Here is a 24522-nt window from a genome sequence, read left to right on the forward strand (position 1 = left end):
GAAGAGGGCAATGGAACAGTTGAACTATCGCTTCACCGCGCGTGCGCGCGCGAAGGGCGAACTGACCACGGCGCTCGTCGGCGTGGTCGCGTCCGGCAATCTCGAAGTGCTGGTCGAACGGGTGCTGCCGGGCAACGCGTGCGAGATCGACATCCGCACCGCGGCGGTCGGCTTCGGCGCGGTCTGGCAGGCGGTGGTGGCCGATTTCGTCGAGCGGCGCGCGCCGGGCGGCCTGAAGCTGTCGATCAACGACGGCGGCGCGCGGCCCGATATGGTGTCGCTGCGGCTCGCGCAGGCCGTGCGGGCGATCGAAGGGGAGGCGGCATGAGCGACGTGATCCACGACGCGAGCGCGTTCGTCGCGAACGCGTCGAGCTGGTACGAGGCGTCCGCGCGGCAGCGCGTCGACGGCCTGCTCGACGCGGGCAGCTTCACCGAATTCCTCGGGCCGGCCGAGCGCGTGACGAGCCCGCACCTGCCGCTGTTCGACCTGCCGCAGCAGTTCGACGACGGGATGATCGTCGGGCGCGGCCTGCTCGACGGCAAGCCGGTGCTGGTCGCCGCGCAAGAAGGCCGTTTCATGGGCGGCGCGTTCGGCGAAGTGCACGGCGCGAAGCTCACGGGCCTGCTGCGCGCCGCGCGCGAGCTGGGCACGGCGCCGGTGCTGATCCTGTTCGACACCGGCGGCGTGCGGCTGCAGGAAGCGAACGCGGGCGAGCTCGCGATCGCCGAGATCATGCGCGCGCTGGTCGACGCGCGCGCGGCCGGCGTGCCGGTGATCGGGCTGATCGGCGGGCGCGCGGGCTGCTACGGCGGCGGCGGGCTGCTGGCCGCATGCTGCTCGGCGCTGGCGGTGTCGGAGCAGGGCCGCATCAGCGTGTCCGGGCCGGAAGTGATCGAGACCCATCGCGGCGTCGAGGAATTCGACGCGAAGGACCGCGCGCTGATCTGGCGCACGATGGGCGGCAAGCACCGGCGGCTGATCGGCGGCGCGGACCGCTACGTCGCCGATACGCCCGACGCGTTCCGCGCGGCCGCGCTCGAGCTGATCGGCCGCGCGCCGGCGTTCGACGCGGCGATGCTGCGCGCGGAGCAGGCGCGGCTCGAAGCGCGGGTCGCGCGATTCGGCGCGTGCGCCGACGCGCTCGACGTGTGGCGCACGCTCGGCGCGAGCGCGCCGGAGGACATTCCCGGCATGCCGGACGCCGCGTTCGCCGCGCTTGCCGACCAACTCCAGGAGCCCTCGCATGACGCTCGATGAAGTCCTCATGTCGCTGTTTCCGCACGGTCACGCGATCGTGCGCGACGGCGGCCTGCTGTCCGGCCACGCGGAGCTGGCCGGCACGCGCGTCGACGTGATCGGCGTCGCCGACCGGCTGCCGTTCGGCATCGACGAGGCGCTGCGGCTCGCGTCGCACGTGCTCGCCACGCTGGAGCGCGGCGGCGCGACGCCGATCCTCGCGCTGGTCGACAGCGACAGCCAGCGGATGAGCAAGCGCGACGAGCTGCTGGGCCTGAACGAAGGCCTGTCGCATCTCGCGAAGTGCCTGATGCACGCCGACCTCGCCGGGCACCGGACGATCGGCCTGCTGTACGGCCACACGGCCGCCGGCGCGTTCATCGCGACCGCGCTCGCGACGCGCGTGCTGCTCGCGCTGCCGGGCGCCGATCCCGAAGTGATGGACCTGCCGTCGATGGCGCGCGTGACGAAGCTGCCGCTCGACGTGCTGAAGGAAAAGGCGCGCTCGACGCCGGTGTTCGCGCCGGGGCTCGACAACCTCGTGAAGATGGGCGCGGTCGATGCAGTGCTCGATCCGGCCCGCGGGCTCGATGCGCAGGTTGCCGAATGGCTCGACCGGCCGGCCGACCGCGTCGACCGGCGCGCCGCGCGCGGCCGTCCGGTCGCGGCGGACGTCGCGCAGCGCGTCCATGAGCTCGCGCGTGCCGCACAGTGACGCGCCGCTGCGGCGCCACACCCTCGTCACGCTGACGGCGGCGGGGTGGGCGGCGCTGTTCGCGCGCGACGCGGCGCTCGCCGCCGACGCGCCCGTGCGCCGATGGGCGGAACGCGGCTGGCCGCTCGTCGTGCGTCGCGCGCTGCCCGGTGAAATCGACGGCAGCGGCGTGCCGCTCGGCATCCCGCTGCCGCCGTCGGCGGGCAAGCGGCGCATCGCGGTCAGCGTCGGCGCGGATGCGCTCGCATCGGTCGGCGCGCCGCCGGCGATTGCGGCGGTGCTCGGCGCCGCGCCCGCCGCGTGGCGGCAGCCGCTGCTCGACCTGGAGGCGCTCGGCGCGCGCTGTGGCATAGAGGGGCGCGTGTTCGGCAGCCTCGCGTGGCAGGCGCTGACGGGCGAGCCTTACCTGACTGGCGCATCGGATCTCGACGTGTTCTTCCCGCTGCCGGGCGCCGCGCACGCCGCGACGCTGCTCGACGGACTCGCGGCGATCGACGCGCGCGCGCCGATGCGCGTCGACGGCGAACTGCTGCGCGACGACGGCGCGGGCGTCAACTGGCGCGAGCTGCACGCCGGCGTGCCGGACGTCGCGATCAAGACGGCCGGCGGCGTCGCGCTCGGTCCTGCCGCCGCCTTCCTCGCCGGGAGCGTGCAATGAGCGCCGTGGCGCTGCCGGCGGCGCCATCCGATGCCGGGCGCATCGCGGCGCTCGCCGAGCGCAGCCTGCTGCTCGAGATCGAGACCTATCCGAAACCGGGGCTCGTCAGCCACGTCGATGCCGGCAGCCATGCGGACATGGACGCGTCGACGTTTGCGCGCAGCGCGGCCGTGCTGCGGCCGTATTTCGCGGAACTGGCCGACGCGGGAGCGCGCGACGCGGAGATGGCCGCGCTGCGCAAGATCGGCCTGCGCGCCGAGCACGCGATGCTCGCCGCGACGGGCGGCGTCAACACCCATCGCGGCGCGATCTTCGGGCTCGGGCTGCTGTGCGCGGCGGCGGGCCGTCGCGGCCGGCCGGGCGCCGCGCCGCAGGGCCTGACGCTCGGCGCGTCGGTCGCGCGCCGCTGGGGCGCCGACATCGTCGGCGGGCCGCGGCTGCCCGGCAGCCACGGCGAGCGTGCGAGCCGCCGCTACGGCGTCGGCGGCGCGCGCGGCGAAGCGGCCGGCGGGTTCGACAGCGTGTATCGCGTCGGGCTGCCCGCGCTGCGCCGCGCGGCGCGCGACGTGCCGGACGATCCGGAGGCGGCGCGCGTCGACGCGTGCTTCGCGCTGATCGCCGCGCTCGACGATACGAACCTGCTGCACCGGGGCGGGCAGGCGGGCCTCGCGTTCGCGCGGGCGACCGCGCGCGCGTTCGTCGCGCGCGGCGGCGTGCGCGCGCCCGACTGGCGCCGCCGCGCGGCCGCCGCGCATCGCGCGTTCGTCGCGCGTCGGCTGAGCCCGGGCGGCGCGGCCGACCTGCTCGCGATGAGCGTCTTCGTCGATGCGCTGGAGCGCGACGAGGCGGCGCGATGACGCTCGCGATCCTGTGTTCCGGGCAAGGCGGCCAGCGCGCGGACATGTTCGACCTGACCGGCGCGGGCGTCACGCAGCAGACCGACGCGCTGTTCGCGCACGCGGGCCGGCTGCTCGGCGGCGATCCGCGCACGTGGGTGCGCGACGCCGCCCCGTTCGCGCTGCACGAAAACCGCGCGGCGCAGATCCTGTGCACGCTGCAGGCGCTCGTCGCCGCCGCGCTGCTCGAAGCCGCGTGGCCGCGCCGGCGCTGCATCGCGGGCTACAGCGTCGGCGAAGTCGCGTCGTGGAGCGTCGCGGGCCTGATCGATCCGCACGATGCGCTCGACCTCGCCGACGCGCGCGCCCGCGCGATGGACGCCGCGAGCGGCGGCGACGAACGGATGGCGTTCGTGCGCGGCCTGCCGCGCGACCATCTCGCGCGCTTGTGCGCCGACCACGGCGCAGCGATCGCGATCGCCAACCCGGGCGACGCGTTCGTGATCGCCGGCCGGCGCGACGACGTCGACGCGGCGGCCGCGGATGCGCTGCGCGACGGCGCGCTGCGCGTGGCGCCGGTAGGCGTGCGCATCGCGTCGCATACGCCGCGGCTCGCGGCGGCGGTGCCGGCGTTTCGCGCGTCGCTGGCCGCGGTGCGCGTGCGGCGGCCGCTGCCCGGTGCGCGACTGTTTGCGGGCATCGACGGCACGTCGGTGCTCGACGCCGCCGACGGGCTCGACAAGCTCGCGCGCCAGAGCGCCGAGCCGGTCGAATGGGCGGCCTGTCTCGCCGCTTGCGTGGAGGCCGGCGCGACGGCCTTTCTCGAACTCGGCCCGGGCCGCGCGCTCGCCGAGATGGCGGCCGGCGCGTATCCGGCGCTGCCGGCGCGCAGCCTCGCCGATTTCCGTTCGATCGACGGCGCGACGCGCTGGCTCGCGCGCGTCGCGGCAGGCTGAGCGCGCCTGCGCGCGCCCGCTCACGGCGGGCCGTGTTGCGCCGGCGCAGCAGCGTTGCAGAGCGCGCTTGCCACGCGTATTGGCGTCGCTAAAATGGCGCCCGCCATGAGACCCGCCGCTTTCCTCGTCGCCGCGCTGTGCTGCGCGGCGACCGCCCACGCCACCCCGATTCCGTCCGACGCCGCGTCGGTCGGCGCGTATTTTTCGTATGACGACGCCGCGGCCGACGCGACCGTCGACCTGATCCGGCACGCGCAGCGCCGCGTGCTGCTGGCCGGTTACGCGTACGTGCCGCCTGCGGTGGCCGGCGCGCTGCACGACGCGCGCGGGCGCGGGCTCGAGGTGCGGGTCGTGCTGGTGCGCACGGCGCGCGCCGGCAAGTACAGCGGCGCGGGCTTCCTGAAGGGCGCGGGAATCGACGTCGCGATCGACATGCGGCGCGACGCGCCGGCGCCGCGGTTCGTGATCGCCGACGACAGCGTCGCGCTGGCGACGCTGTCCGACAGTGCGCCGGCGCACGCCGAAACGGTGAACGTGTTCGAGCGCGCGCCCGAGCTCGCGCAATCCTATGCGCAATCGTTCTGGCGCCTGTACCGGCGCGCGGGCGGGCTCTGACACGGCGCCGCCGCGTATACCCGTCGGCGTGCTTGAATTGGCGGATCGCATGCACCATGCTCATTGACGTAACGTCGGTGTGATCACAGCGCATGCGCGACCGGGCGCCGGCGAACGAAAGGGGCGGATCGTGATGGATCGTTTTCTCGATCGCGCCGATGCGGGCCGCCAGCTCGCCGATGCATTGCACGAGTACGCGGGGCGCACCGACGTCGTGGTGCTCGCGTTGCCGCGCGGCGGCGTGCCGGTCGCGTTTCCGGTTGCCCGCGCGCTGGATGCGCCGCTCGACGTGCTGGTCGTGCGCAAGCTCGGCGTGCCGTACGACCCCGAGCTCGCGATGGGCGCGATCGCGACCGGCGGCGCGATCTATCTGCAGCGCTCGGTGATCGGGTCGATGGACGTGTCGGACGCGCAGCTCGCCGACGTGATCGCGCGCGAAACCGTCGAGCTGCAGCGCCGCGAGGCGCTGTACCGCGGCGCGTGGCCGCCGGTGCCGGTGGAAGGGCGCACGGTGATCGTCGTCGACGACGGCATCGCGACCGGCGCATCGATGCGTGTCGCGTTGCAGGCGCTGCGCGAGCGCCGCCCGGCCCGCGTGGTGGCCGCGGCGCCGGTCGCGCCGGCCGGTGTGCAGCGCAAGTTCGACGATCTGGCCGACGCGTTCGTCGTCGTGTCGCGACCGCTGTCGTTCTTCGGGATCAGCCAGTTCTACGCGCATTTCGAGCAGACGAGCGACGATGAGGTGCGCGTGCTGCTCGACGCGGCGCGCCGCGCGCCGGAAGGCGGGGTGGCGTCTGATTGATGTCGGCTTGGTGCCCGCTTCGTGCCCGCTTCGTGCCCGCTTGGTGCCGGCTCAGTGCCGCGTCGCGCGCGGCTTCTCGGCCTGCGCGAACACGGCCTGCAGCGCCGGATGCACATCGTCGAGCCAGCGCGCGCCCGTGAACAGCCCGTAGTGATCGCATCCGTCGACGTCGAGCCGATGCCGCTCGCCCGGCGCGAGACTTCGACAGAGCGCATGCGCGGCATGCGTCTGCCCGGCGCCGGTGACCGCGTCGCGGGTGCCTTCGACCGTCAGCAGCGTCGTGGCGCGCAGCGCGGCCGGGTCGACGGGGACGTCGTGCACGCGCCAGGTGCGCTGCGCGAGGCACGCGCGCTGGAACACGATGTCGACGGTATCCAGAAAGTATTCGGCGGGCATGTCGAGCAGCGCGGTGTATTCGTGCAGCGCGCGCCGCGCGTCCGTCATCGCGCGCACGTCCAGGCGCCACGCCGCCTGCGTGTAGCGGTCGAGCAGCGACAGGTAGCGGTGCGGGTAGACGATCGCGATCTCGGCCTGCTGCAGGTAGGTCGGAAACACGTGCCGGCCCTGCCCGGCGAACCCGGCCGGCACGACGTCGATCAGACGGCGGCGGCACCAGTCGAGCGAGTGCGACGCGGCCGCGATGCCGAGTGTGCTCGGATTGCGCCGCGCGTCGAGCGGCCCGCCGACCAGCGTGACGCTCGCCGGCGGCGCGAGCCCGCGCTGCGCGCGCAGCGCGAGGGCGCCCAGCGCCGGGAACGTGGCCTGGCAGACGGCGACGACGTGCAGCGGCCGGCCGTCCTGGGCGAGCGCGTCGACGAACGCATCGAGCATCGCCACGTATTCGTCGAGGCCGAAGCGGCCCGCAGCGGGCGGCACGTCGCGCGCGTTGGCCCAGTCGGTGATGCAGACGTCGCCGTCGTCGAGCAGCGCCTCGACGGTCTCTCGCATCATCACGGACGCATGGCCGGCGAGCGGCGCGCACAGCAGCACGGCGCGCGCCGCCCGCCGGTCGTGCGAAAAGCGGCGCAGGCCGCAGAACGGCGTCTGGGCGACGAGGCGCTCGGCGACGTCGCCCGCCCCGAAAGCGAACGGAGGCGGTTCGGCCGGCGGGCCGAGCAGGGGCTCGAACAGGTCGGCGTAGCAAGAGGACGCGGCGTGCGGCAGCGTCGCGGCCGGCCACGCGTCGAATGCGTCCCGGGTGGCCGCGCGCCACGCGCGCAGCCATTGCCGCTGCTGTTCGAACAGGGCATACCACATGGCGGACCTTCCGGTGGCGATGGGCGAATCTGCATTATGGTCACTGTTCGCGCGCCGCGGGGGGCGCGTTTGTACCGGGTTCGCGTTGCACGGCCGGCGCCGGCCTATGCGCAGGCACCGCACGCTGCTACAGTCGTCGGTCCCATTCCCTCAAGCGGAGTTTTTGCGATGAAGCTGATCGGCATGCTGGATTCCCCCTTCGTGCGGCGCGCCGCGATCTCGGCGAAGCTGCTCGACCTGCCGTTCGAACACCAGTCGGTGTCGGTGTTCCGGCAGTTCGACACGTTCAAGACGATCAACCCGGTCGTCAAGGCGCCGACGCTCGTCACCGACGACGGCGCGACGCTGATCGATTCGTCCCTGATCGTCGACTATTTCGACCACCTCGTCGCGCCGGAGCGGCGCCTGCTGCCCGAGGCGCCCGACGCGCGGCTGCGCGCGCTCGTGCCGGTCGGCTTCGCGCTGGCGGCGGCCGAGAAGACGGTGCAGGTCGTCTACGAGCACGGCCTGCGTCCGGCCGAAAAGCAGCACCAGCCGTGGCTCGACCGCGTGCTCGGCCAGCTCGAGGCGGCGTACGGCGAGCTCGAAAAGCAGGTCGCGAGCGTGGAAGGCTGGCTCGGCGGCGCACGCGTGATGCAGTCCGACGTGACGGTCGCGGTCGCGTGGCGCTTCACGCAATTCATGGCGGCCGACTATCCGGCGCTGGCCCGCATCGATCCGGCCCGTTTCCCGGCGCTCGCCGCGCATTCGGCGCGCGCGGAGGCGCTGCCGGCGTTCGTCGAGACGCCGCTCGCCTAGTGGTTCCCCCGCCGGGTTCGTCCGCCGCGCGGCTGATCCGGCGATGGTCACGCCGATTGTTTCCCACAGCCGACAAGTGACTTCGTTTTCAGGCGATTTATCCGGACCTCGGCCGTCCCTAGAATTCACTCCATCCGATGCCGCATTGCCTGATGGAGTTGACGATGAAAGCCCTGATCGAATCGAGCCTGTACCACCCGTCCGTCGTGCTGCCGCTGGCCGCGTTGACGCAGCTGATGGTCGAGCGCGATTTCAATCTCGGGCAGGTCGGCCTGATCGTCGCGGCGCGCGGCGCGCAGGCGGCGGTGTCGCGCTCGCGCGCGCTGATCTTCTGCCGTCATTGCGACGCGCACGCATGAGCGCGGCGGCGCGGCAAGCATGAAAAAGCCCGGCCGGCGCAGCGCCGGTCGGGCGTTCGGGCCGGGCGACCGGCCGTTCGATCGGGCCCCGGCAATGCCGGGGCCCGTCGTTTTGGGCAACGCGCTTACGCGCGCGCGGTGGCGGCCACGCTGTACAGGCCCGCGTCGTCTTCGTCGTCGCGCAGCTGGCGCGCGAGCTGGTGCGCTTCGCGGCGCGTCGCGACGGCCGGCGGCGAGCCCTTGAGCGGCTGGCGGGCGGTTTCGGCCAGCGCCAGCACCGACACGATGCCGATCACCGCGGCGCCCATCATGTAGTACGCGGGCATCATCAGGTTGCCGGTCGTGTCGACGAGCCACGCGGTCACGAGCGGCGTCGTGCCGCCGAACAGCGACACCGACACGTTGAAGCCGATCGCGAGCGCGCCGTAGCGGATTTCGGTCGGGAACAGCGCCGGCAGCGCCGACGGCATCACGCCGGTGAAGCACGACAGCAGCACGCCGAGCATCAGCAGGCCGCCGAACACGGCCGCCGTGGTGCCCGTGTGGATCAGCATCATCGACGGGATCGACAGCGCGAGCAGGCCGACGCAGCCGGCGAGCATCACGGGCTTGCGGCCGACCTTGTCGGACAGGCGGCCGGCGGCGAGCGTCATCGGCATCATCAGCACCATCACGAGCAGCACCAGCACCAGGCTGTGCGATTCGTCGAAATGCAGCGTCGACGACATGAAGCTCGGCAGGTACGACAGCACCATGTAGTCGGTCACGTTGAAGATCAGCACGAGGCCGACGCACAGCAGCAGCGCGCGCCAGTTGGCGAGCAGCGTCTCGCGGAAGCGCGCCTTCGGCACGGCCTTGTCCTGCGCTTCGCGGGCCTCGGCCTGGCGCTTGAACGCCGGCGTTTCCTCGAGCTTCATCCGGATGTAGAGGCCGATCAGGCCGAGCGGGCCCGCGATCAGGAACGGCACGCGCCAGCCCCACGACAGCAGCGCTTCCTGCGACAGCGACGCCGTCAGCAGCGCGACGACGCCCGCGCCCAGCACGTAGCCGATCAGCGTGCCGAACTCGAGGAAGCTGCCCATGAAGCCGCGGCGCTTGTCGGTCGAGAATTCGGCGATGAAGGTGGCGGCGCCGCCGTATTCGCCGCCGGTCGAGAAGCCCTGCACGAGGCGGGCGACGAGCAGCAGCACGGGCGCCATGATGCCGATCGACGCGTAGCTCGGGATCAGGCCGATCGCGAAGGTGCCGACGGCCATCATGATCATCGTCATCGCGAGCACGCGCTGGCGGCCGATGCGGTCGCCGAGCGGGCCGAACACCATGCCGCCGAGCGGGCGCACGAGGAACGCCGCGGCGAACGTGCCGAAGGTCGCGAGCAGCTGCGCGGACGGGCTGCTGGACGGGAAGAACACCTTGCCGAGCGTGACGGCGATGTAGCTGTAGACGCCGAAGTCGAACCATTCCATCGCATTGCCGATGGCCATCGCGCTGACGGCGCGCTTGAGCAGGCTCTGGTCGACGACGGTAATGTCGTCGGCGGCGAGTGGGGCGCCGTCGGACGACGAAGCGGAAGAAGAGGCAGCGGTCGGGCTGACGTGTGTTGCGGTCAAGGTCATGCACTCCTTTGACTGCGCCGGACGCGGGCGTCCGACACGGTTTGCCGGCGAGCGCGGTGTCGCACGCGGCGCGTCGGGGCAGGCCATTAGGCGCTTACTGCGAAAGGGGCTGCTTCGACGCGGGCCCGGCGGGCCGTTGCGACATGGCGCTCATGAAGAAGGAGCCGCGTGATGCGTGCGGCAGACGCCTGGTAAGGGCGGCGAAACGAGAAAAACAGGCCCGACGGGCGCGCTTTCCTGTGGATGCAATTCCGAGCGAAGCGCCGGCCCGCAGCGTGCGGACGGATTTCTCTCAAAATCGAAATGACAGAGATTGAATGTTGAAACAGGCGACATGATAGCACGATGGCGGATGATCGTGCAAATTGCCGCGAAATGCCCGTGTGGTGGGGCTCGCTCGGGTATGATCGGCGGCGCGCGACGGGGCCGAAACGACCCCGCCAGAAGGGCCAAACGACGAGGATCCGGGATGTCTGAACTGATGAAAGTCGCGGCGCTGTTCGCCGCCACCGCGCTGGCCGAAATCATCGGCTGCTACCTGCCATGGCTCGTGCTGAAGGCCGGGCGGCCGGTGTGGCTGCTGGCGCCGGCGGCGGTGTCGCTCGCGCTGTTCGCGTGGCTGCTGACGCTGCATCCGAGCGCGGCGGGGCGCACCTATGCGGCGTACGGCGGCGTGTATATCGCGGTTGCGCTCGCGTGGCTGCGCGCGGTCGACGGCGTCGCGCTGACCCGCTGGGACGCGGCCGGCGCGGCGCTCGCGCTGGCCGGGATGGCCGTCATCGCGCTGCAGCCGCGCGCGTGAGCGCACGGCCGCGACGCGCCGGCATCACGCTCTGGCGTCAGGACGCGTCGCCGGCCGCAGGCGTGCGGCGCCACACGCAGGTGCCCTTGACCGACTTGTCGAGGCCGTCGAGCTGGGCCTGATGCGCGGCGAGTTCGTCGTCGCTCGCGGCCAGCACCGGCAGGTCGAGCGACGCGAGCGACACGCGCTGGCCGTTCGCCGCGCCGCCGTCGGCTGAGTCGTCGTCGAGCATGTCGATGACGAGGCTGTCCTGGCCGCGCGTCATCGCGAGGTACACCTCGGCGAGCAGCTCCGAGTCGAGCAAGGCACCGTGCAGCGTCCGGTGCGCGTTGCTGATGCCGAAGCGGTCGCACAGCGCGTCGAGCGAGTTGCGCTTGCCGGGGAACATCTGCTTGGCCTGCACGAGGGTGTCGATCACGCCTGCGCAATGCTCGGTGAACGGCGGCAGGTCGAGCCGCGCGAATTCGGCGTCGAGAAAGCCGAGGTCGAACGGCGCGTTGTGGATGATCAGCTCGGCGCCCTTGACGAAGTCGCGGATCTGATCGACGACTTCCGCGAACTTCGGCTTGTCGCTGAGGAATTCGGTCGTGAGGCCGTGCACCGCCAGCGCGCCCGGATCGCTGTCGCGCTCGGGGTTCACGTAGAAGTGCAGGTTGTTGCCGGTGAGCCGCCGGTTCAGCAGCTCGACGCAGCCGATTTCGATGAGGCGGTCGCCCGCGCGGGGGTTCAGGCCGGTGGTTTCGGTATCGAGAATGATCTGGCGCATGTCGGAAAAATCAGCAGAAACGGGAGTGCGGTCAGGCCGCGAGCGATTCGACGCCGCGGTTCGCGAGCGCATCCGCGCGCTCGTTCTCCGGGTGGCCGGCGTGGCCCTTGACCCAGCGCCATTCGACCTGGTGCTGCGCGACGAGCGCGTCGAGCCGCTTCCAGAGATCGGCGTTCTTCACGGGCGTCTTCGCCGCGGTGACCCAGCCTTTCTTCTTCCAGCCGTGGATCCACTCGCTGATGCCTTTCTGCACGTATTGCGAATCGGTGTGCACGACCACGCGGCATTCGCGCTTCAGCGCTTCGAGCGCGGCGATCACGGCCATCAGCTCCATGCGGTTGTTGGTCGTGTTCGGCTCGCCGCCGAACATTTCCTTTTCGCGGTCGCCGTAGCGCAAGAGCGCGCCCCAGCCGCCGGGGCCGGGGTTGCCCTTGCAGGCGCCGTCGGTATAGATGTCGATGGTGTCGGTAGTCATGACTGTTCTTGATGGGTGGTCGGGGAGGCCGCCGGCGTGAGGCCCGGCGCGAGCACGGGCTTTTTCACCTTGATCGGGCCGACGAGCCGCATGCCGCGCACGCGCTTGACGGCCGTCACCATGTAGACGGCGCCGAAGATCGGCCACCAGCGGTCGCCCGCGGCTTCCATGAAGCCGTAGCGGGCGAGCCATTGGTCGGAGGCGAGCGGCGGCCGGTAGCAGCCGAAGCGGCCGCGTTCGAGGTCGAAGCCGAGCAGCTTGATCCAGTCCTTCAGCCGGATGAACGCGATCTGGTCGCGCGTGGCCGGCACGAACGGCCGGTTCGCCATCTTGCCGAACGACTGCCGCATCCCCCACAGGCTGAGCGAATTGAAGCCGGTGATCACGAGCTGGCCTTCCGGCATCAGCACGCGCTCGGCCTCGCGCAGCAGGCGGTGCGGATCGGACGTGAACTCGAGCGTATGCGGCATCACGATCAGGTCGACGCTCTGCGACTCGAACGGCAGGTCGAGCAGGTCGCACCACGTGGTGCTGCGGTCCGCCGGCGCATGTTCGGGCGCGTGCGCCTCGCGCGCCCACGGATACTGGTAGGGCGCGCTCGCGCCGCTCGCCGGATCGAGCACGAGGCCGCGATACGGCATGCGGTTCTCGCGCAGCGCGTCGAGCTGCGGCAGCCCGAGCTGCAGCGCGTGGAACCCGAACACGTCGGACACGACGCGGTCGAGCTGCGCCTGCTCCCAGCCCAGCACGTAGCGGCCGGGAGGCGAGTCGGTCCAGGCGGGCCAGTCTATAATTTGTCGATCAGACATAGCGATGATTGCGCGCCCATGAACGAGCTGGAATACATGCCGGTACCGGCATTCGAGGACAACTACATCTGGCTCGTGTCGGACGGCAGCGAAGCGATCGCCGTCGATCCGGGCGAAGCCGCTCCGGTGCGCCGGGCTCTCTCCGAAAGAGGCTGGCGGTTGACCGCTATTTTACTCACCCACCACCATGCCGACCATGTCGGTGGTGTCACCGACCTGATCGATGGCCGGCCGGACGATGCGCCGCTTGCCGTTTACGGCCCGGCCGGCGAGGAAATCGGCGTCGTCACGCACCCGCTGCGCGGCGGCGACCGGGTGACGCTCGACGCGCCCGCGCTGGCGTTCGACGTGCTCGACGTGCCCGGGCATACGCGCGGCCATATCGCGTATTTCCAGCAGGCAGGGAAAGGCGCCGCGGCGCCGCACGTGTTCTGCGGCGACACGCTGTTCTCGTGCGGCTGCGGCCGCCTGTTCGAGGGCACGCCCGCGCAGATGCTCGCGTCGCTCGACGCGCTCGCGGCGCTGCCGGGCGACACGCGCGTGCACTGCGCGCACGAGTACACGCTGTCGAACATCCGCTTCGCGCTCGCGTGCGAGCCGGGCAACGCGGCGCTCGCGGCGTGGCGCGACGAGGCGGCCGCCCGGCGGGCGCGCGGCGTGCCGACGCTGCCGACCACGATCGCGCACGAGCGCGCGGTGAATCCGTTCCTGCGCGCGGACAGCGCGGAGATCCACGCGACGCTGGAAGCGCAGCTGCATGAATCGGTTCCGGATCGCCTGACTGCGTTCAGGCTGCTGCGGGAGTGGAAAAACCGGTTCCGATGACAGTTTTCCGGAGGACTCCAAAGCTCATCCGGAGTCTGTAAAATTTGCTCCAAATGTCGGATTTCGCTGAGTTTTCGGTGTTTTTATTGACGTGAAGCACGCACTTCCGTAGTATCGCCTGCAATTTTCAGCCGTCGGAAGCCGAGATTTTCATGCGACTTTTATTGAGCGCGATGCTGGTCCTGCTGCTCGCCGCGTGCGCGAGCCAGGGACCTGTCGCCAATTCCGCCGCCGATGCCGAGGCGACGTCCACCTACCTGCGCAAGTCCGCCACCGCCAAGGAAACCGTCGACGTCGACAAGCAGTCGGTCGGCGATTTGACCAGCGCCGACTCCGATCTGTGGGCGCGCATCCGCCGCGGTTTCCAGATGCCCGACCTGCAGACCGACCTCGTCGACATGCAGACCACCTGGTATACGCAGCGCCCGGATTACGTGCAGCGCATGACCGAGCGTTCGCAGAAGTACCTGTATCACATCGTCGAGGAGCTCGAGTCGCGCCACATGCCGACCGAGCTCGCGCTGCTGCCGTTCATCGAGTCGGCCTACAACCCGCAGGCGCTGTCGGTCGCGAAGGCGGCGGGCATGTGGCAGTTCATGCCGGGCACCGGCCGCACGTACAACCTGAAGCGGAACATGTGGCAGGACGAGCGGCGCGACGTGCTCGCGTCGACGAGCGCGGCGCTCGACTACCTGTCGCGCCTGCATGACATGTTCGGCGACTGGTATCTCGCGCTGGCCGCGTACAACTGGGGCGAGGGCAACGTGCAGCGCGCGATCGCGCGCAACCAGGCGGCCGGCCTGCCGACCGACTACCTGAGCCTGCGGATGCCGAACGAGACGCGCAACTACGTGCCGAAGCTGCAGGCGGTCAAGAACATCATCGCGAATCCGCAGCAGTATGGCCTCGCGCTGCCGGACATCCCGAACCACCCGTATTTCGTGACGGTCACGACGTCTCGCGACATCGACGTGACGGTCGCCGCGAAGCTCGCGAACCTGCCGCTCGACGAATTCAAGTCGCTCAACCCGTCGTTCGCGAAGCCGGTGATCCTCGGCGCGACCGAGCCGCAGATCCTGCTGCCGTTCGACAACGCGTCGGCGTTCGAGAAGAACCTGAAGTCGTACGGCGGCCAGCTGTCGTCGTGGACCACCTATACGGTCACCGAGCGCGCGCGTCCGGCGGCGATCGCCGAGAAGATCGGCGTCGACGCGGATACGCTGATGTCGGTGAACAAGATTCCCGCCGGCATGCGCCTGAAGCCGGGCTCGACGATCGTCGTGCCGCGCGGCGACGACGATGACGAGGACATCAGCGCGGACGTCGCCGAAAACGGCGTGCTCGCGATGGAGCCAGACGTGCCCGACACGCGCAAGATGCTGATCCGCGTGCGCCGCAAGCAGTCGATGGCGGCGATCGCGAGCCGCTACGGCGTGTCGGTCGGCCAGTTGAAGGCATGGAACCGCACGCATCGCGATCTCGCGATGCCGGGCCAGGCGCTCGTGCTGCACGTGCCGGTCGGCCGCTCGGTGCCGGCGGAGCCGGGGCCCGAGAAGATCGCGACCTCGGTCGGCGGCGCGCACGTCGAGCGCGCGAGCCTGTCCACCGGCGGCAAGGCCGCGCGCGGCGCGAAGCGCGGCGCCGCGAAGCCGGCGGCGAAGGCGAAGGCCGCGCCGAAGGCGGCCGCGGCCCACAAGGGCAAGAAGAAGTAAGCACGCGCGCGGGCAGTCGCCCGCGCGGCCCGGATGCCGTATCATCCGACGAAACGCCGTCACCGAGGTGACGGCGTTTTCGTTTGTGCGCGGCGCATGGCCGCGCAACATGAAAAAGGACCAAGGGAGAGGCGATGTCGTCGGTGCAGGTTAGGGTGCTCGGGCTGTTCGCGCTCGGGTATTTCGTGTCCTATGTGTTTCGCGGCGTCAATCTCGGCTTCGCGCCGTTCGTCACGCACGACCTCGGGCTGTCGGCCGCCGATCTCGGCCTGCTCACCAGTCTCTATTTCCTCGGCTTCGCCGGCGCGCAGATCCCGGCCGGCGTGCTGCTCGACCATTTCGGCTCGCGCCGCGTGGCGGCCGGCATGCTGCTGTTTGCGGCCGCGGGCGCCGCGGTGTTCGGCGCCGCGCACGGGCTCGGCGCGATGATGGTCGGCCGGCTGCTGATCGGGGTCGGCGTATCGGTGTGCCTCGGCGCGGCGTTCAAGGCGCTCGCCGAGCATTTCCCGATCGGCCGGCTGCCGCTGGTCAACGGGCTCGTGATGGCGGTCGGCGGGTTCGGCGGCGTGGTGGTCGGCTCGCCGCTCACCTGGCTGCTCGGCTGGGCGAGCTGGCGCGCGGTGTGCGCCGGGCTCGCGGTGATGACGCTCGCGGTCGCGGCCGCGATCTGGCTCGGTGCGCCCAATCCGAAGCAGGGCCGCCATCAGGGCGGGCTCGTCAGCCAGTTCAAGGGCACCTGGCACATTCTGTCGAGCCGCGCGTTCTGGAAGATCGGGTCGTTCTCGATCGTCACGCAAGGCGTGTTCTACGCGATGCAGTCGTTGTGGGTCGGGCCGTACCTGCGCGATGTCGCCGGGTTCGATGCGCAGCACGCGGCGCGCCTCGTGTCGGTGCTCGGCTTCGCGATGATGGCCGGCTGCGTCGGGTTCGGCGCCGCCGCGCGTGCGCTGGAGCGGCGCGGCGTGTCCGTCTATGCGTTCTGCGGCGTCGGCATGGCGCTGTTCGTCGCGACGCAGGTTGCGATCGTCGTGCGCGCGCCGCTGCCGGCGGCGGCGCTGTGGGCCGCGTACGGAATGTTCGGCGGGGTCGGAATCCTGACCTACGCGGTGATGGCCGGCCACTTCCCGGCGCACCTGATCGGCCGCGCGAACACGACGCTCACGCTCGTGATCTTCGTGCTGATCTTCGCGTTCCAGATCGGCGTCGGCGCGATGCTGTCGCACTGGCCGGCGGTCGATGGCCGCTATCCGGCCGCCGCGCACCTCGCCGCGTGGAGCGTGCTGCTCGTGCTGCAGGTCGCAAGCGCGGTCTGGTACGTGTGGCCCGCACCGATCGCCTCTGGTCAAGCGAGCCGATAGAGGGGTACGCTGGAGCGTGGCGCGGTTCCGCAATCGGGGCCGCAGCGCGCGTGACGGGCGCCGGAGGCCCGGGCCAATGAAAAAGAAAAAGGGCGCGTGATCGGTCCGCCGAGCCGCATTGCGGATTGCCATGCCATGGAATCGGCGGCCTGCGGCGTTGAAAACAGGTCCATTTTCACGCTATAATTTGAAAGTTTGTGCTGATCAACCTCGCACCCTAGCGCCTACCTCACTCATCCCGTTCATCCGCTGCACGCCGCCTGTCGGGCGATGCCGCGAGCCCTCGCGCGCTGCGCGCCGGTTTCGCGACTCGACACCGCCGGGTGCGTGATGCAAGCCAACGCGCGCGTCCACGCAGCGCGACGCTTGCGCGGCAGGGTAAACAGGTCGGCAGCAGGGTGTTCCCCAAGGAGCCTCCCGTGTTGCCGTCTTTTTCTCCCGCTTTGCTTGCACTCGCCGACGGCACGGTCTTTCGTGGTCATTCGATCGGTGCCGCTGGCCACACGATCGGCGAAGTCGTGTTCAACACCGCGATCACCGGCTATCAGGAAATCCTGACTGATCCGAGCTACGCGCGTCAGATCGTGACGCTCACCTATCCGCATATCGGCAACGTCGGCGTGAATGCCGAGGACGTCGAGGCGACGAAAGTCCATGCCGCCGGCCTGATCGTGCGCGACCTGCCCGATCTCGCGTCGAACTTCCGCATGGATCGCACGCTGGGCGACTACCTGCGCGACGAAGGCGTCGTCGCGATCGCCGGCATCGACACCCGCAAGCTGACCCGCATCCTGCGCGACAAGGGCGCGCAAAACGGTTGCATCCTCGCCGGCTCGACCGACGAGGCGAAGGCGATCGAGCTCGCACGCTCGTTCCCGGGCCTCGCCGGCATGGATCTCGCGAAGGTCGTGTCGACCGCCAAGCCGTTCGAATGGAAGCAGACCGAGTGGAAGCTCGGCAGCGGCTACGGGATGCAGGAGGCGCCGAAGTATCGCGTCGTCGCGTACGACTTCGGCGTCAAGTACAACATCCTGCGCATGCTCGCGGAGCGCGGCTGCCACGTGACGGTGCTGCCGGCGCAGGCGAGCGCGGCGGAAGCGCTCGCGCTGAATCCGGACGGCGTCTTCCTGTCGAACGGCCCCGGCGATCCGGAGCCGTGCGACTACGCGATCGCGGCCACGAAGGAATTCATCGAGCGCGGCGTGCCGACCTTCGGCATCTGCCTCGGCCACCAGATCATGGGCCTCGCGGTCGGCGCGAAGACGCTCAAGATGAAGACGGGCCACCACGGCGCGAACCACCCTGTCAAGGATCTGGCCGACGGCCGCGTGGTGATCACGTCGCAGAACCACGGGTTCGCGGTCGACGCCGATTCGCTGCCGGCCAACGCGCGCGCCACGCACGTGTCGCTGTTCGACGGCACGCTGCAGGGCTTCGAGCTGACCGACAAGCCGGCGTTCTGCTTCCAGGGCCACCCGGAAGCGTCGCCGGGCCCGCACGACATCGGCTATCTGTTCGACCGCTTCACCGCGCTGATGGACGCGGCGAAGCAGCGCAGCGCTTAACTGACCCACGCGCGGGAGGCTCGCATCATGTTCGGTCATGCACTCGGCATCACGGATCTCTGGACCTACGTCATCGGCGTGGTCTTCATCATCCTGTTGCCGGGGCCGAACTCGATGTACGTGCTGTCGCTCGCGGCGCAGCGCGGCGTGCAGGCCGGCTATCGCGCGGCCTGCGGCGTGTTCGTCGGCGACGCGGTGCTGATGGTGCTGTCCGCGGCGGGCGTCGCGTCGCTGCTGAAGGCGAATCCGCTGCTGTTCTCGGTCGTCAAGTACGGCGGCGCCGCGTATCTGCTCTACGTCGGCGCCGGGATGCTGCGCGGCGCGTGGCGCAGGCTGCGCGCGCCGGCCGGTGCGGTGGCCGACGCGCCGCGCGCGGTCGACGGCGACCGGTCTTTCGACGAGCCGTTCCGCAAGGCGCTGGTCGTGAGCCTCCTGAACCCGAAGGCGATCCTGTTCTTCATCTCGTTTTTCATCCAGTTCGTCGATCCGGCGTTCCCGCATCCCGCGGTGCCGTTCGTCGTGCTCGGGGCGATCGCGCAGTGTGCGAGCTTCCTGTACCTGAGCACGCTGATCTTCGCGGGCGCGCGGCTCGCCGCGCATTTCCGCCGCCGCCGCAAGCTCGCGGCGGGTGCGGCGAGCAGCGTGGGCGGGCTGTTCATCGGTTTTTCGGTGAAGCTTGCGCTCGCGACGATGAACTGAGCACGCAGCCCGGCGAGCGAATGCCTTCGCGCTTGCTCGTCGGGTGTCGGATCAATAAGAAGAATCGACCAACATTCCGGGGAAACCATTTTGACTGACACGCCAGGAAGCAATCCGTTGAACGACAGCACCGCACCGATCGATCCGACTGCCGCACTCGCGGCGGTCGTGCCGCGCAGCGATACGGACGGCGCGGTCGCGCGCATCCGCACGTCGATCGACATTGAGTCGTCCACCGCCGTGCTGTCTTTCGGCGACGATGCGATGCGCGAGCTCAGCGCGTATTCGGATCGCATCCTGGCGGACGTGAAGGGCAAGGATGTCGGCGAGGCAGGGGCGCTGCTGTCGAATCTGCAGGACCAGATCCGCTCGCTGGATCCGGAATCGCTGCAGAAGCAGGGCTTCGTCGCGCGGATGCTCGGCACCGCGCAGCGGGCGGTCGAGCGCTTCGTGCGTCGCTACGAGGATGTGGCCGGCCAGATCAACGAGGTGGCGCTGAAGCTCGAGATGTGGCGAGAGGCGATGCGCCGCGACATCGCGATGCTGGACGACATCCACGCGAACGGCGTCCAGTACGTGAAGAACCTGGACACCTACATCGCGGCGGGCGAGCAGTACGTCGCCGAGTTCCGGCAAGACCGGCTGCCGGAGATGCAGGCGGCGATGGCCGGCCTTTCGGACGACGAACGCGCGCTGCAGCAGGAGAAGGTTCAGGATCTGGTGCGCAACATCGATCGGCTCGAGCGCAAGGTGCATGACCTGAAGCTCGCGCGGATGGTCGGGCTGCAGCGCTTGCCGCAGATCCGTATCGTGCAGAACGGCGACGCGCTGCTGATGGACAAGATCCACACGGCGATCCACACGGCGATTCCCGCGTGGAAGGCGCAGTTCGTCACCGCGCTCGCGCTCGAGCGACAGAAGCAGGCGTACGAGACGCAGCAGGCCGTGGTCGACATGACGAACGAGCTGCTGCGCAAGAACGCCGAGCAGTTGCACCGGAGCGCGACGTCGATCGAGCAGGCGAGCCAGCGCAGCGTGATCGATATCGAGTCGGTGCGGCATGCGAATGAGTTGCTGCTGCGCACGGTCAGCGACGTGATGGAGATCCAGGCGGAAGGTCGCAAGAACCGCGCGGCGGTCGAGGTCGAGCTGAAGAAGCTCGAAACCGATCTGCGGACCTCGCTCGCGCGTCAGGCGGCGGAGGCGTAATGCTGCGCTGGAACACAGGCGCCCGATTGTCCGTGCCCCCGCAGCCTCCTCGCTCCGGGCGGTTCGTTTTCTGGGTCCTGTTTTGGGGGGTGTTTCAAGGATTAGCGGCGTTAAGTTCAGTTTTAGTGGGAGGCGGGATCGGGCACGCGGCGGCGGACCTTGTTGCCAACCTGGGCCTGGTGGACAAGCTCAACGACGTCAACGAACATGCGGTGTCCGGGTGGACGGCGGGTCTGGCGCTGATCGTGGGCGCGTGCATGTCGATCTGTGCGATGTGGTCGATCGGCACACTGCGGTTTCGCGTGGTGTATCTGTTGATACCCATCGATCTTTCGTTCATGTTCGTGAGCGCGTGCGCAAATTTTTTGCCGTCGGTGTCGATGAGCGCAATATGGATGGTCTTGCCGGTCGCCCTGGTGGTTCGGACGTGCCGCAGCATGTTGACCATGCCGAACGTGAACACGGTCTTGGCGAATCTTCGCCATTATTACCCTTGGTTTCCCGCACAGAAGTACTGGATTCGGGAGTACGTCCTGCAGCAGTGGGTGACGTTGCCGCTCACGTCTCTCTCCGAGCTTCAGGCGGCAGAGCCTAAACCCGAACCCGAGCCCAAGACGGACCCGGCCGTGCGGCCTGCCGGGTATTCCGCGGAGATGTTCAAGGCGCACCTGTCCGACATGCGCGAGATGCGTCCGCGACTGCGCGGCAGCATGGTCGAGGACGAGTGGAGCAAGCTGATGGAAATCAGCCAGCGCATTTGGGAGATGGCGAACGCCGAGCCGGAGAAGTACAGTTTGCTGAACCATTTTCTCGCGGTGCAGATACCGACCGCGATCACGCTCAGCCAGTACTTCGTCAAGCTCGGCGGATTGACCGAATCGAATCCGACCCGAACGGAACGCATGCGTGAAATCGAGGCGGGCCTTCAGGGGCTGTGCGGACAGTTCGAGAAGGTGCAGAACCAGATGGTGGAGAGCGATCTGGCAGGACTCCAGACGACGCTTCGCCTCTTGCAGCAAGATTTGAAGCAGGCAGAGCAGCGGGAGGCGCGTGCGCCTTCCCTGTAAAGCCGGCGGCCGGCGAACCGGCTGCGACGTGCAGCATTAACGTTTATTTATTGATTGACAGAGCCATGCCAAAACGCACAGACATCAACAGCATCCTCATCATCGGCGCCGGCCCGATCATCATCGGCCAGGCGTGCGAGTTCGACTACTCGGGCGCGCAGGCATGCAAGGCGTTGCGTGAGGAGGGCTACAAGGTCATCCTCGTCAACAGCAACCCGGCGACGATCATGACCGACCCGAACACGGCCGACGTGACCTACATCGAGCCGATCACGTGGGAAGTCGTCGCGCGCATCATCGAGAAGGAGCGCCCGGACGCGATCCTGCCGACGATGGGCGGCCAGACCGCGCTGAACTGCGCGCTCGACCTGCATCACCACGGCGTGCTCGAGAAGTTCGGCGTCGAGCTGATCGGTGCGTCGCCGGAAGCGATCGACAAGGCGGAAGACCGCCAGAAGTTCAAGGACGCGATGACCAAGATCGGTCTCGGCTCCGCGAAGTCGGGCGTCGCGCACTCGATGGAAGAGGCGACCCAGGTGCACGCCGAGATCATGGCGGCCACCGGCGGCAGCGGCTACCCGGTCGTGATCCGTCCGTCGTTTACGCTCGGCGGCTCGGGCGGCGGCATCGCATACAACCGTGAAGAGTTCGAAGAGATCTGCCGGCGCGGCCTCGACCTGTCGCCGACGCGCGAGCTGCTGATCGAAGAGTCGCTGCTCGGCTGGAAGGAATACGAGATGGAAGTCGTGCGCGACCGCGCCGACAACTGCATCATCGTCTGCTCGATCGAGAACCTCGACCCGATGGGCGTGCACACCGGCGACTCGATCACGGTCGCGCCGGCGCAGACGCTCACCGACAAGGAATACCAGATCCTGCGCAACGCATCGCTCGCGGTGCTGCGCGAGATCGGCGTCGACACCGGCGGCTCGAACGTGCAGTTCTCGATCAACCCGAAGGACGGCCGCATGGTCGTCATCGAGATGAACCCGCGCGTGTCGCGTTCGTCGGCGCTCGCGTCGAAGGCGACCGGCTTCCCGATCGCGAAGGTCGCGGCGAAGCTGGCCGTCGGCTACACGCTCGACGAGCTGAAGAACGAGATCACCGGCGGCCAGACCCCGGCGTCGTTCGAGCCGACGATCGACTACGTCGTCACGAAGATCCCGCGCTTCGCGTTCGAGAAGTTCCGCGAAGCGGATTCGCGCCTGACGACGCAGATGAAGTCGGTCGGCGAAGTGATGGCGATCGGCCGCACGTTCCAGGAGTCGTTCCAGAAGGCGCTGCGCGGCCTCGAAGTCGGCGTCGACGGTCTCGACGAGAAGTCGACCGACCGCGACGAGATCGCGATCGAGATCCACGAGCCGGGCCCGGACCGCATCTGGTACGTCGGCGACGCGTTCCGCATCGGCATGACGGCCGAGGAGATCTTCGCGGAAACCGCGATCGACCCGTGGTTCCTCGCGCAGATCGAGCAGATCATCCTGAAGGAAAAGGCGCTCGCGGGCCGCACGGTCGCGTCGCTGTCGTTCGACGAGCTGCGCTACCTGAAGCAGAGCGGCTTCTCCGACCGCCGCCTCGCGAAGCTGCTCGGCGCGACGCCGGCCGACGTGCGCGCGCGCCGTCTCGAGCTGAACGTGCGCCCGGTCTACAAGCGCGTCGACACCTGCGCGGCCGAGTTCGCGACGAAGACGGCCTACATGTACTCGACCTACGAGGAAGAGTGCGAGGCGCAGCCGACGAACAACAAGAAGATCATGGTGCTGGGCGGTGGCCCGAACCGGATCGGCCAGGGCATCGAGTTCGACTACTGCTGCGTGCACGCGGCGCTCGCGATGCGCGAGGACGGCTACGAAACCATCATGGTCAACTGCAACCCGGAAACGGTGTCGACCGACTATGACACGTCCGACCGCCTGTACTTCGAGCCGCTGACGCTCGAGGACGTGCTCGAGATCGTCGACAAGGAAAAGCCGGTCGGCGTGATCGTCCAGTACGGCGGCCAGACGCCGCTGAAGCTCGCGCTCGATCTCGAGGCGCACGGCGTGCCGATCGTCGGCACGTCGCCGGACATGATCGACGCGGCCGAAGACCGCGAACGCTTCCAGAAGCTGCTGCAGGACCTCGGCCTGCGCCAGCCGCCGAACCGCACCGCGCGCGCCGAAGACGAAGCGCTCGCGCTGGCCGCTGAAATCGGCTATCCGCTCGTCGTGCGCCCGTCGTACGTGCTGGGCGGCCGCGCGATGGAAATCGTTCACGAGCCGCGCGACCTCGAGCGCTACATGCGCGAGGCCGTGAAGGTGTCGAACGATTCGCCGGTGCTGCTCGACCGCTTCCTGAACGACGCGATCGAGTGCGACGTCGACTGCATCTGCGACGGCGAGGCCGTGTTCATCGGCGGCGTGATGGAGCACATCGAGCAGGCGGGCGTCCACTCCGGCGATTCGGCATGCTCGCTGCCGCCGTACTCGCTGTCGAAGGCGACCGTCGACGAGCTGAAGCGCCAGACGGCCGCGATGGCGAAGGCGCTGAACGTGGTCGGCCTGATGAACGTGCAGTTCGCGATCCAGCAAGTCCCGCAGGCTGACGGCTCGAAGGAAGACATCATCTACGTGCTGGAAGTGAACCCGCGCGCGTCGCGCACGGTGCCGTACGTGTCGAAGGCGACCAGCCTGCCGCTCGCGAAGATCGCGGCGCGCGCGATGGTCGGCCAGAAGCTCGCGCAGCAGGGCGTGACGAAGGAAGTCGAGCCGCCGTACTTCAGCGTGAAGGAAGCGGTGTTCCCGTTCGTGAAGTTCCCGACCGTCGACCCGGTGCTCGGGCCGGAAATGCGTTCGACCGGTGAAGTGATGGGCGTCGGCCAGACGTTCGGCGAGGCGCTGTTCAAGTCGCAGCTCGCGGCAGGCTCGCGCCTGCCGGAGTCGGGCACGGTGCTGCTGACCGTGATGGACGCGGACAAGCCGAAGGCGGTCGAAGTCGCGCGCATGCTGCACGACCTCGGCTACCCGATCGTCGCGACGAAGGGCACGGCCGCCGCGATCGAAGCGGCCGGCGTGCCGGTGAAGGTCGTCAACAAGGTGAAGGACGGCCGTCCGCACATCGTCGACATGATCAAGAACGGCGAAATCGCGCTCGTCTTCACGACGGTCGACGAGACCCGCCAGGCGATTGCCGATTCGCGTTCGATCCGGATGAGCGCGCAGGCGCACAAGGTCACTTACTACACGACGATGTCGGGCGCGCGCGCGCGGCCGTCGAAGGCCTGCGCTACCTGAAGAACCTGGAAGTCTATGATTTACAAGGTCTTCACGCTCGCCTAAACTAAGCGGTCAGTTACCTGTCGAAGCAACACGTGCCGCGATTAAGCGGCGTTCCCGGTGTATCGGG

23 protein-coding genes and 1 pseudogene are annotated in these 24522 nt (G+C 69.3%); 19 read left to right on the plus strand and 5 right to left on the minus strand.

Features of this window, described 5'->3' with window-relative positions; all coding sequences use genetic code 11:
• The first annotated feature begins 10 nt into the window (after positions 1–10).
• The 8 genes from mdcC (at position 11) to KY49_RS04895 (ending at position 5821) form a co-directional block, all read left to right on the plus strand.
• A complete protein-coding gene (gene mdcC / locus KY49_RS04860) occupies positions 11–328 on the plus strand; it encodes a malonate decarboxylase acyl carrier protein (RefSeq protein ID WP_042583587.1) in 318 nt (105 codons plus the stop codon).
• Complete coding sequence (locus KY49_RS04865; protein WP_042583588.1) at positions 325–1260, plus strand: biotin-independent malonate decarboxylase subunit beta; 936 nt, start codon at positions 325–327, stop codon at positions 1258–1260. Before mdcC ends, KY49_RS04865 begins: the two co-directional genes overlap by 4 nt.
• On the plus strand, positions 1247–1954 hold the full coding sequence (gene mdcE / locus KY49_RS04870; protein ID WP_042583589.1) for a biotin-independent malonate decarboxylase subunit gamma: 708 nt from the start codon (positions 1247–1249) through the stop codon (positions 1952–1954). The genes KY49_RS04865 and mdcE overlap by 14 nt, the downstream gene beginning before the upstream one ends.
• The gene (mdcG, locus tag KY49_RS04875; protein ID WP_042584562.1) at positions 1941–2612 is read left to right on the plus strand and encodes a malonate decarboxylase holo-[acyl-carrier-protein] synthase; all 672 of its coding nucleotides are present in this window, start codon (positions 1941–1943) and stop codon (positions 2610–2612) included. Before mdcE ends, mdcG begins: the two co-directional genes overlap by 14 nt.
• The gene (gene mdcB / locus KY49_RS04880) at positions 2609–3469 is read left to right on the plus strand and encodes a triphosphoribosyl-dephospho-CoA synthase MdcB (RefSeq protein WP_042583590.1); all 861 of its coding nucleotides are present in this window, start codon (positions 2609–2611) and stop codon (positions 3467–3469) included. Before mdcG ends, mdcB begins: the two co-directional genes overlap by 4 nt.
• On the plus strand, positions 3466–4404 hold the full coding sequence (locus KY49_RS04885; protein WP_042583591.1) for an acyltransferase domain-containing protein: 939 nt from the start codon (positions 3466–3468) through the stop codon (positions 4402–4404). Before mdcB ends, KY49_RS04885 begins: the two co-directional genes overlap by 4 nt.
• 93 nt (positions 4405–4497) lie before the next feature.
• Positions 4498–5019 (plus strand): hypothetical protein, encoded by a 522-nt coding sequence (locus KY49_RS04890; RefSeq protein WP_042583592.1) that lies wholly within the window; start codon positions 4498–4500, stop codon positions 5017–5019.
• Positions 5020–5152: 133 nt separating this feature from the next.
• Positions 5153–5821, plus strand: a complete 669-nt coding sequence (locus KY49_RS04895) for a phosphoribosyltransferase (RefSeq protein WP_175550626.1) — start codon at positions 5153–5155, stop codon at positions 5819–5821.
• 51 nt (positions 5822–5872) lie between these two features.
• Here the strand turns inward: KY49_RS04895 and KY49_RS04900 are convergent, their stop codons facing one another.
• Positions 5873–7078, minus strand: a complete 1206-nt coding sequence (locus tag KY49_RS04900) for a polyhydroxyalkanoate depolymerase (protein WP_042583593.1) — start codon at positions 7076–7078, stop codon at positions 5873–5875.
• Between the two features lie 168 nt (positions 7079–7246).
• Here KY49_RS04900 and KY49_RS04905 point away from each other — a divergent pair, with 168 nt between their 5' ends.
• Both KY49_RS04905 and KY49_RS04910 read left to right on the plus strand, forming a co-directional pair.
• Positions 7247–7876 (plus strand): glutathione S-transferase, encoded by a 630-nt coding sequence (locus KY49_RS04905; protein WP_042583594.1) that lies wholly within the window; start codon positions 7247–7249, stop codon positions 7874–7876.
• 152 nt (positions 7877–8028) lie between these two features.
• On the plus strand, positions 8029–8235 hold the full coding sequence (locus KY49_RS04910) for a hypothetical protein (RefSeq protein WP_042583595.1): 207 nt from the start codon (positions 8029–8031) through the stop codon (positions 8233–8235).
• Between the two features lie 125 nt (positions 8236–8360).
• Here KY49_RS04910 and proP read toward each other — a convergent pair whose 3' ends face one another.
• Positions 8361–9851: a glycine betaine/L-proline transporter ProP gene (gene proP / locus KY49_RS04915; RefSeq protein ID WP_042583596.1), complete on the minus strand. Its 1491-nt coding sequence runs from the start codon at positions 9849–9851 to the stop codon at positions 8361–8363.
• A 469-nt stretch (positions 9852–10320) separates the two neighbouring features.
• Here proP and KY49_RS04920 point away from each other — a divergent pair, with 469 nt between their 5' ends.
• Positions 10321–10653, plus strand: a complete 333-nt coding sequence (locus KY49_RS04920; RefSeq protein WP_042583597.1) for a YnfA family protein — start codon at positions 10321–10323, stop codon at positions 10651–10653.
• A 37-nt stretch (positions 10654–10690) separates the two neighbouring features.
• Here KY49_RS04920 and dnaQ read toward each other — a convergent pair whose 3' ends face one another.
• From dnaQ to KY49_RS04935, 3 genes are read right to left on the minus strand one after another with little or no spacing between them, the layout of a single operon-like run.
• Positions 10691–11419, minus strand: a complete 729-nt coding sequence (gene dnaQ / locus KY49_RS04925; protein WP_042583598.1) for a DNA polymerase III subunit epsilon — start codon at positions 11417–11419, stop codon at positions 10691–10693.
• Between the two features lie 31 nt (positions 11420–11450).
• Positions 11451–11894, minus strand: coding sequence for a ribonuclease HI (gene rnhA, locus KY49_RS04930; protein ID WP_042583599.1), 444 nt, complete (start codon positions 11892–11894; stop codon positions 11451–11453).
• The gene (locus KY49_RS04935) at positions 11891–12703 is read right to left on the minus strand and encodes a class I SAM-dependent methyltransferase (protein WP_042583600.1); all 813 of its coding nucleotides are present in this window, start codon (positions 12701–12703) and stop codon (positions 11891–11893) included. The genes rnhA and KY49_RS04935 overlap by 4 nt, the downstream gene beginning before the upstream one ends.
• A gap of 18 nt (positions 12704–12721) precedes the next feature.
• On the opposite strand from KY49_RS04935, the gene gloB reads away from it, so the two are divergent.
• From gloB to carB, 8 genes and pseudogenes are all read left to right on the plus strand, one after another.
• The gene (gene gloB, locus KY49_RS04940; protein WP_042583601.1) at positions 12722–13528 is read left to right on the plus strand and encodes a hydroxyacylglutathione hydrolase; all 807 of its coding nucleotides are present in this window, start codon (positions 12722–12724) and stop codon (positions 13526–13528) included.
• Between the two features lie 152 nt (positions 13529–13680).
• The gene (locus KY49_RS04945; protein ID WP_042583602.1) at positions 13681–15240 is read left to right on the plus strand and encodes a transglycosylase SLT domain-containing protein; all 1560 of its coding nucleotides are present in this window, start codon (positions 13681–13683) and stop codon (positions 15238–15240) included.
• A 134-nt stretch (positions 15241–15374) separates the two neighbouring features.
• Positions 15375–16598: an MFS transporter gene (locus KY49_RS04950; RefSeq protein ID WP_042583603.1), complete on the plus strand. Its 1224-nt coding sequence runs from the start codon at positions 15375–15377 to the stop codon at positions 16596–16598.
• A gap of 419 nt (positions 16599–17017) precedes the next feature.
• Positions 17018–18163, plus strand: a complete 1146-nt coding sequence (gene carA, locus KY49_RS04955) for a glutamine-hydrolyzing carbamoyl-phosphate synthase small subunit (protein WP_010092675.1) — start codon at positions 17018–17020, stop codon at positions 18161–18163.
• Between the two features lie 27 nt (positions 18164–18190).
• Positions 18191–18862, plus strand: coding sequence for a leucine efflux protein LeuE (leuE, locus tag KY49_RS04960; protein WP_042583604.1), 672 nt, complete (start codon positions 18191–18193; stop codon positions 18860–18862).
• A 117-nt stretch (positions 18863–18979) separates the two neighbouring features.
• Positions 18980–20071: a toxic anion resistance protein gene (locus KY49_RS04965; protein ID WP_052495606.1), complete on the plus strand. Its 1092-nt coding sequence runs from the start codon at positions 18980–18982 to the stop codon at positions 20069–20071.
• The gene (locus tag KY49_RS04970; protein ID WP_080417927.1) at positions 20071–21138 is read left to right on the plus strand and encodes a 5-bromo-4-chloroindolyl phosphate hydrolysis family protein; all 1068 of its coding nucleotides are present in this window, start codon (positions 20071–20073) and stop codon (positions 21136–21138) included. Before KY49_RS04965 ends, KY49_RS04970 begins: the two co-directional genes overlap by 1 nt.
• A gap of 65 nt (positions 21139–21203) precedes the next feature.
• Positions 21204–24460 (plus strand): annotated as a pseudogene (carB, locus tag KY49_RS04975) (carbamoyl-phosphate synthase large subunit).
• The last annotated feature ends 62 nt before the right edge of the window (positions 24461–24522 follow it).

The sequence above is a fragment of the Burkholderia sp. MSHR3999 genome (assembly GCF_000833595.1).
GTDB classification, from domain to species: Bacteria; Pseudomonadota; Gammaproteobacteria; order Burkholderiales; family Burkholderiaceae; genus Burkholderia; species Burkholderia ubonensis.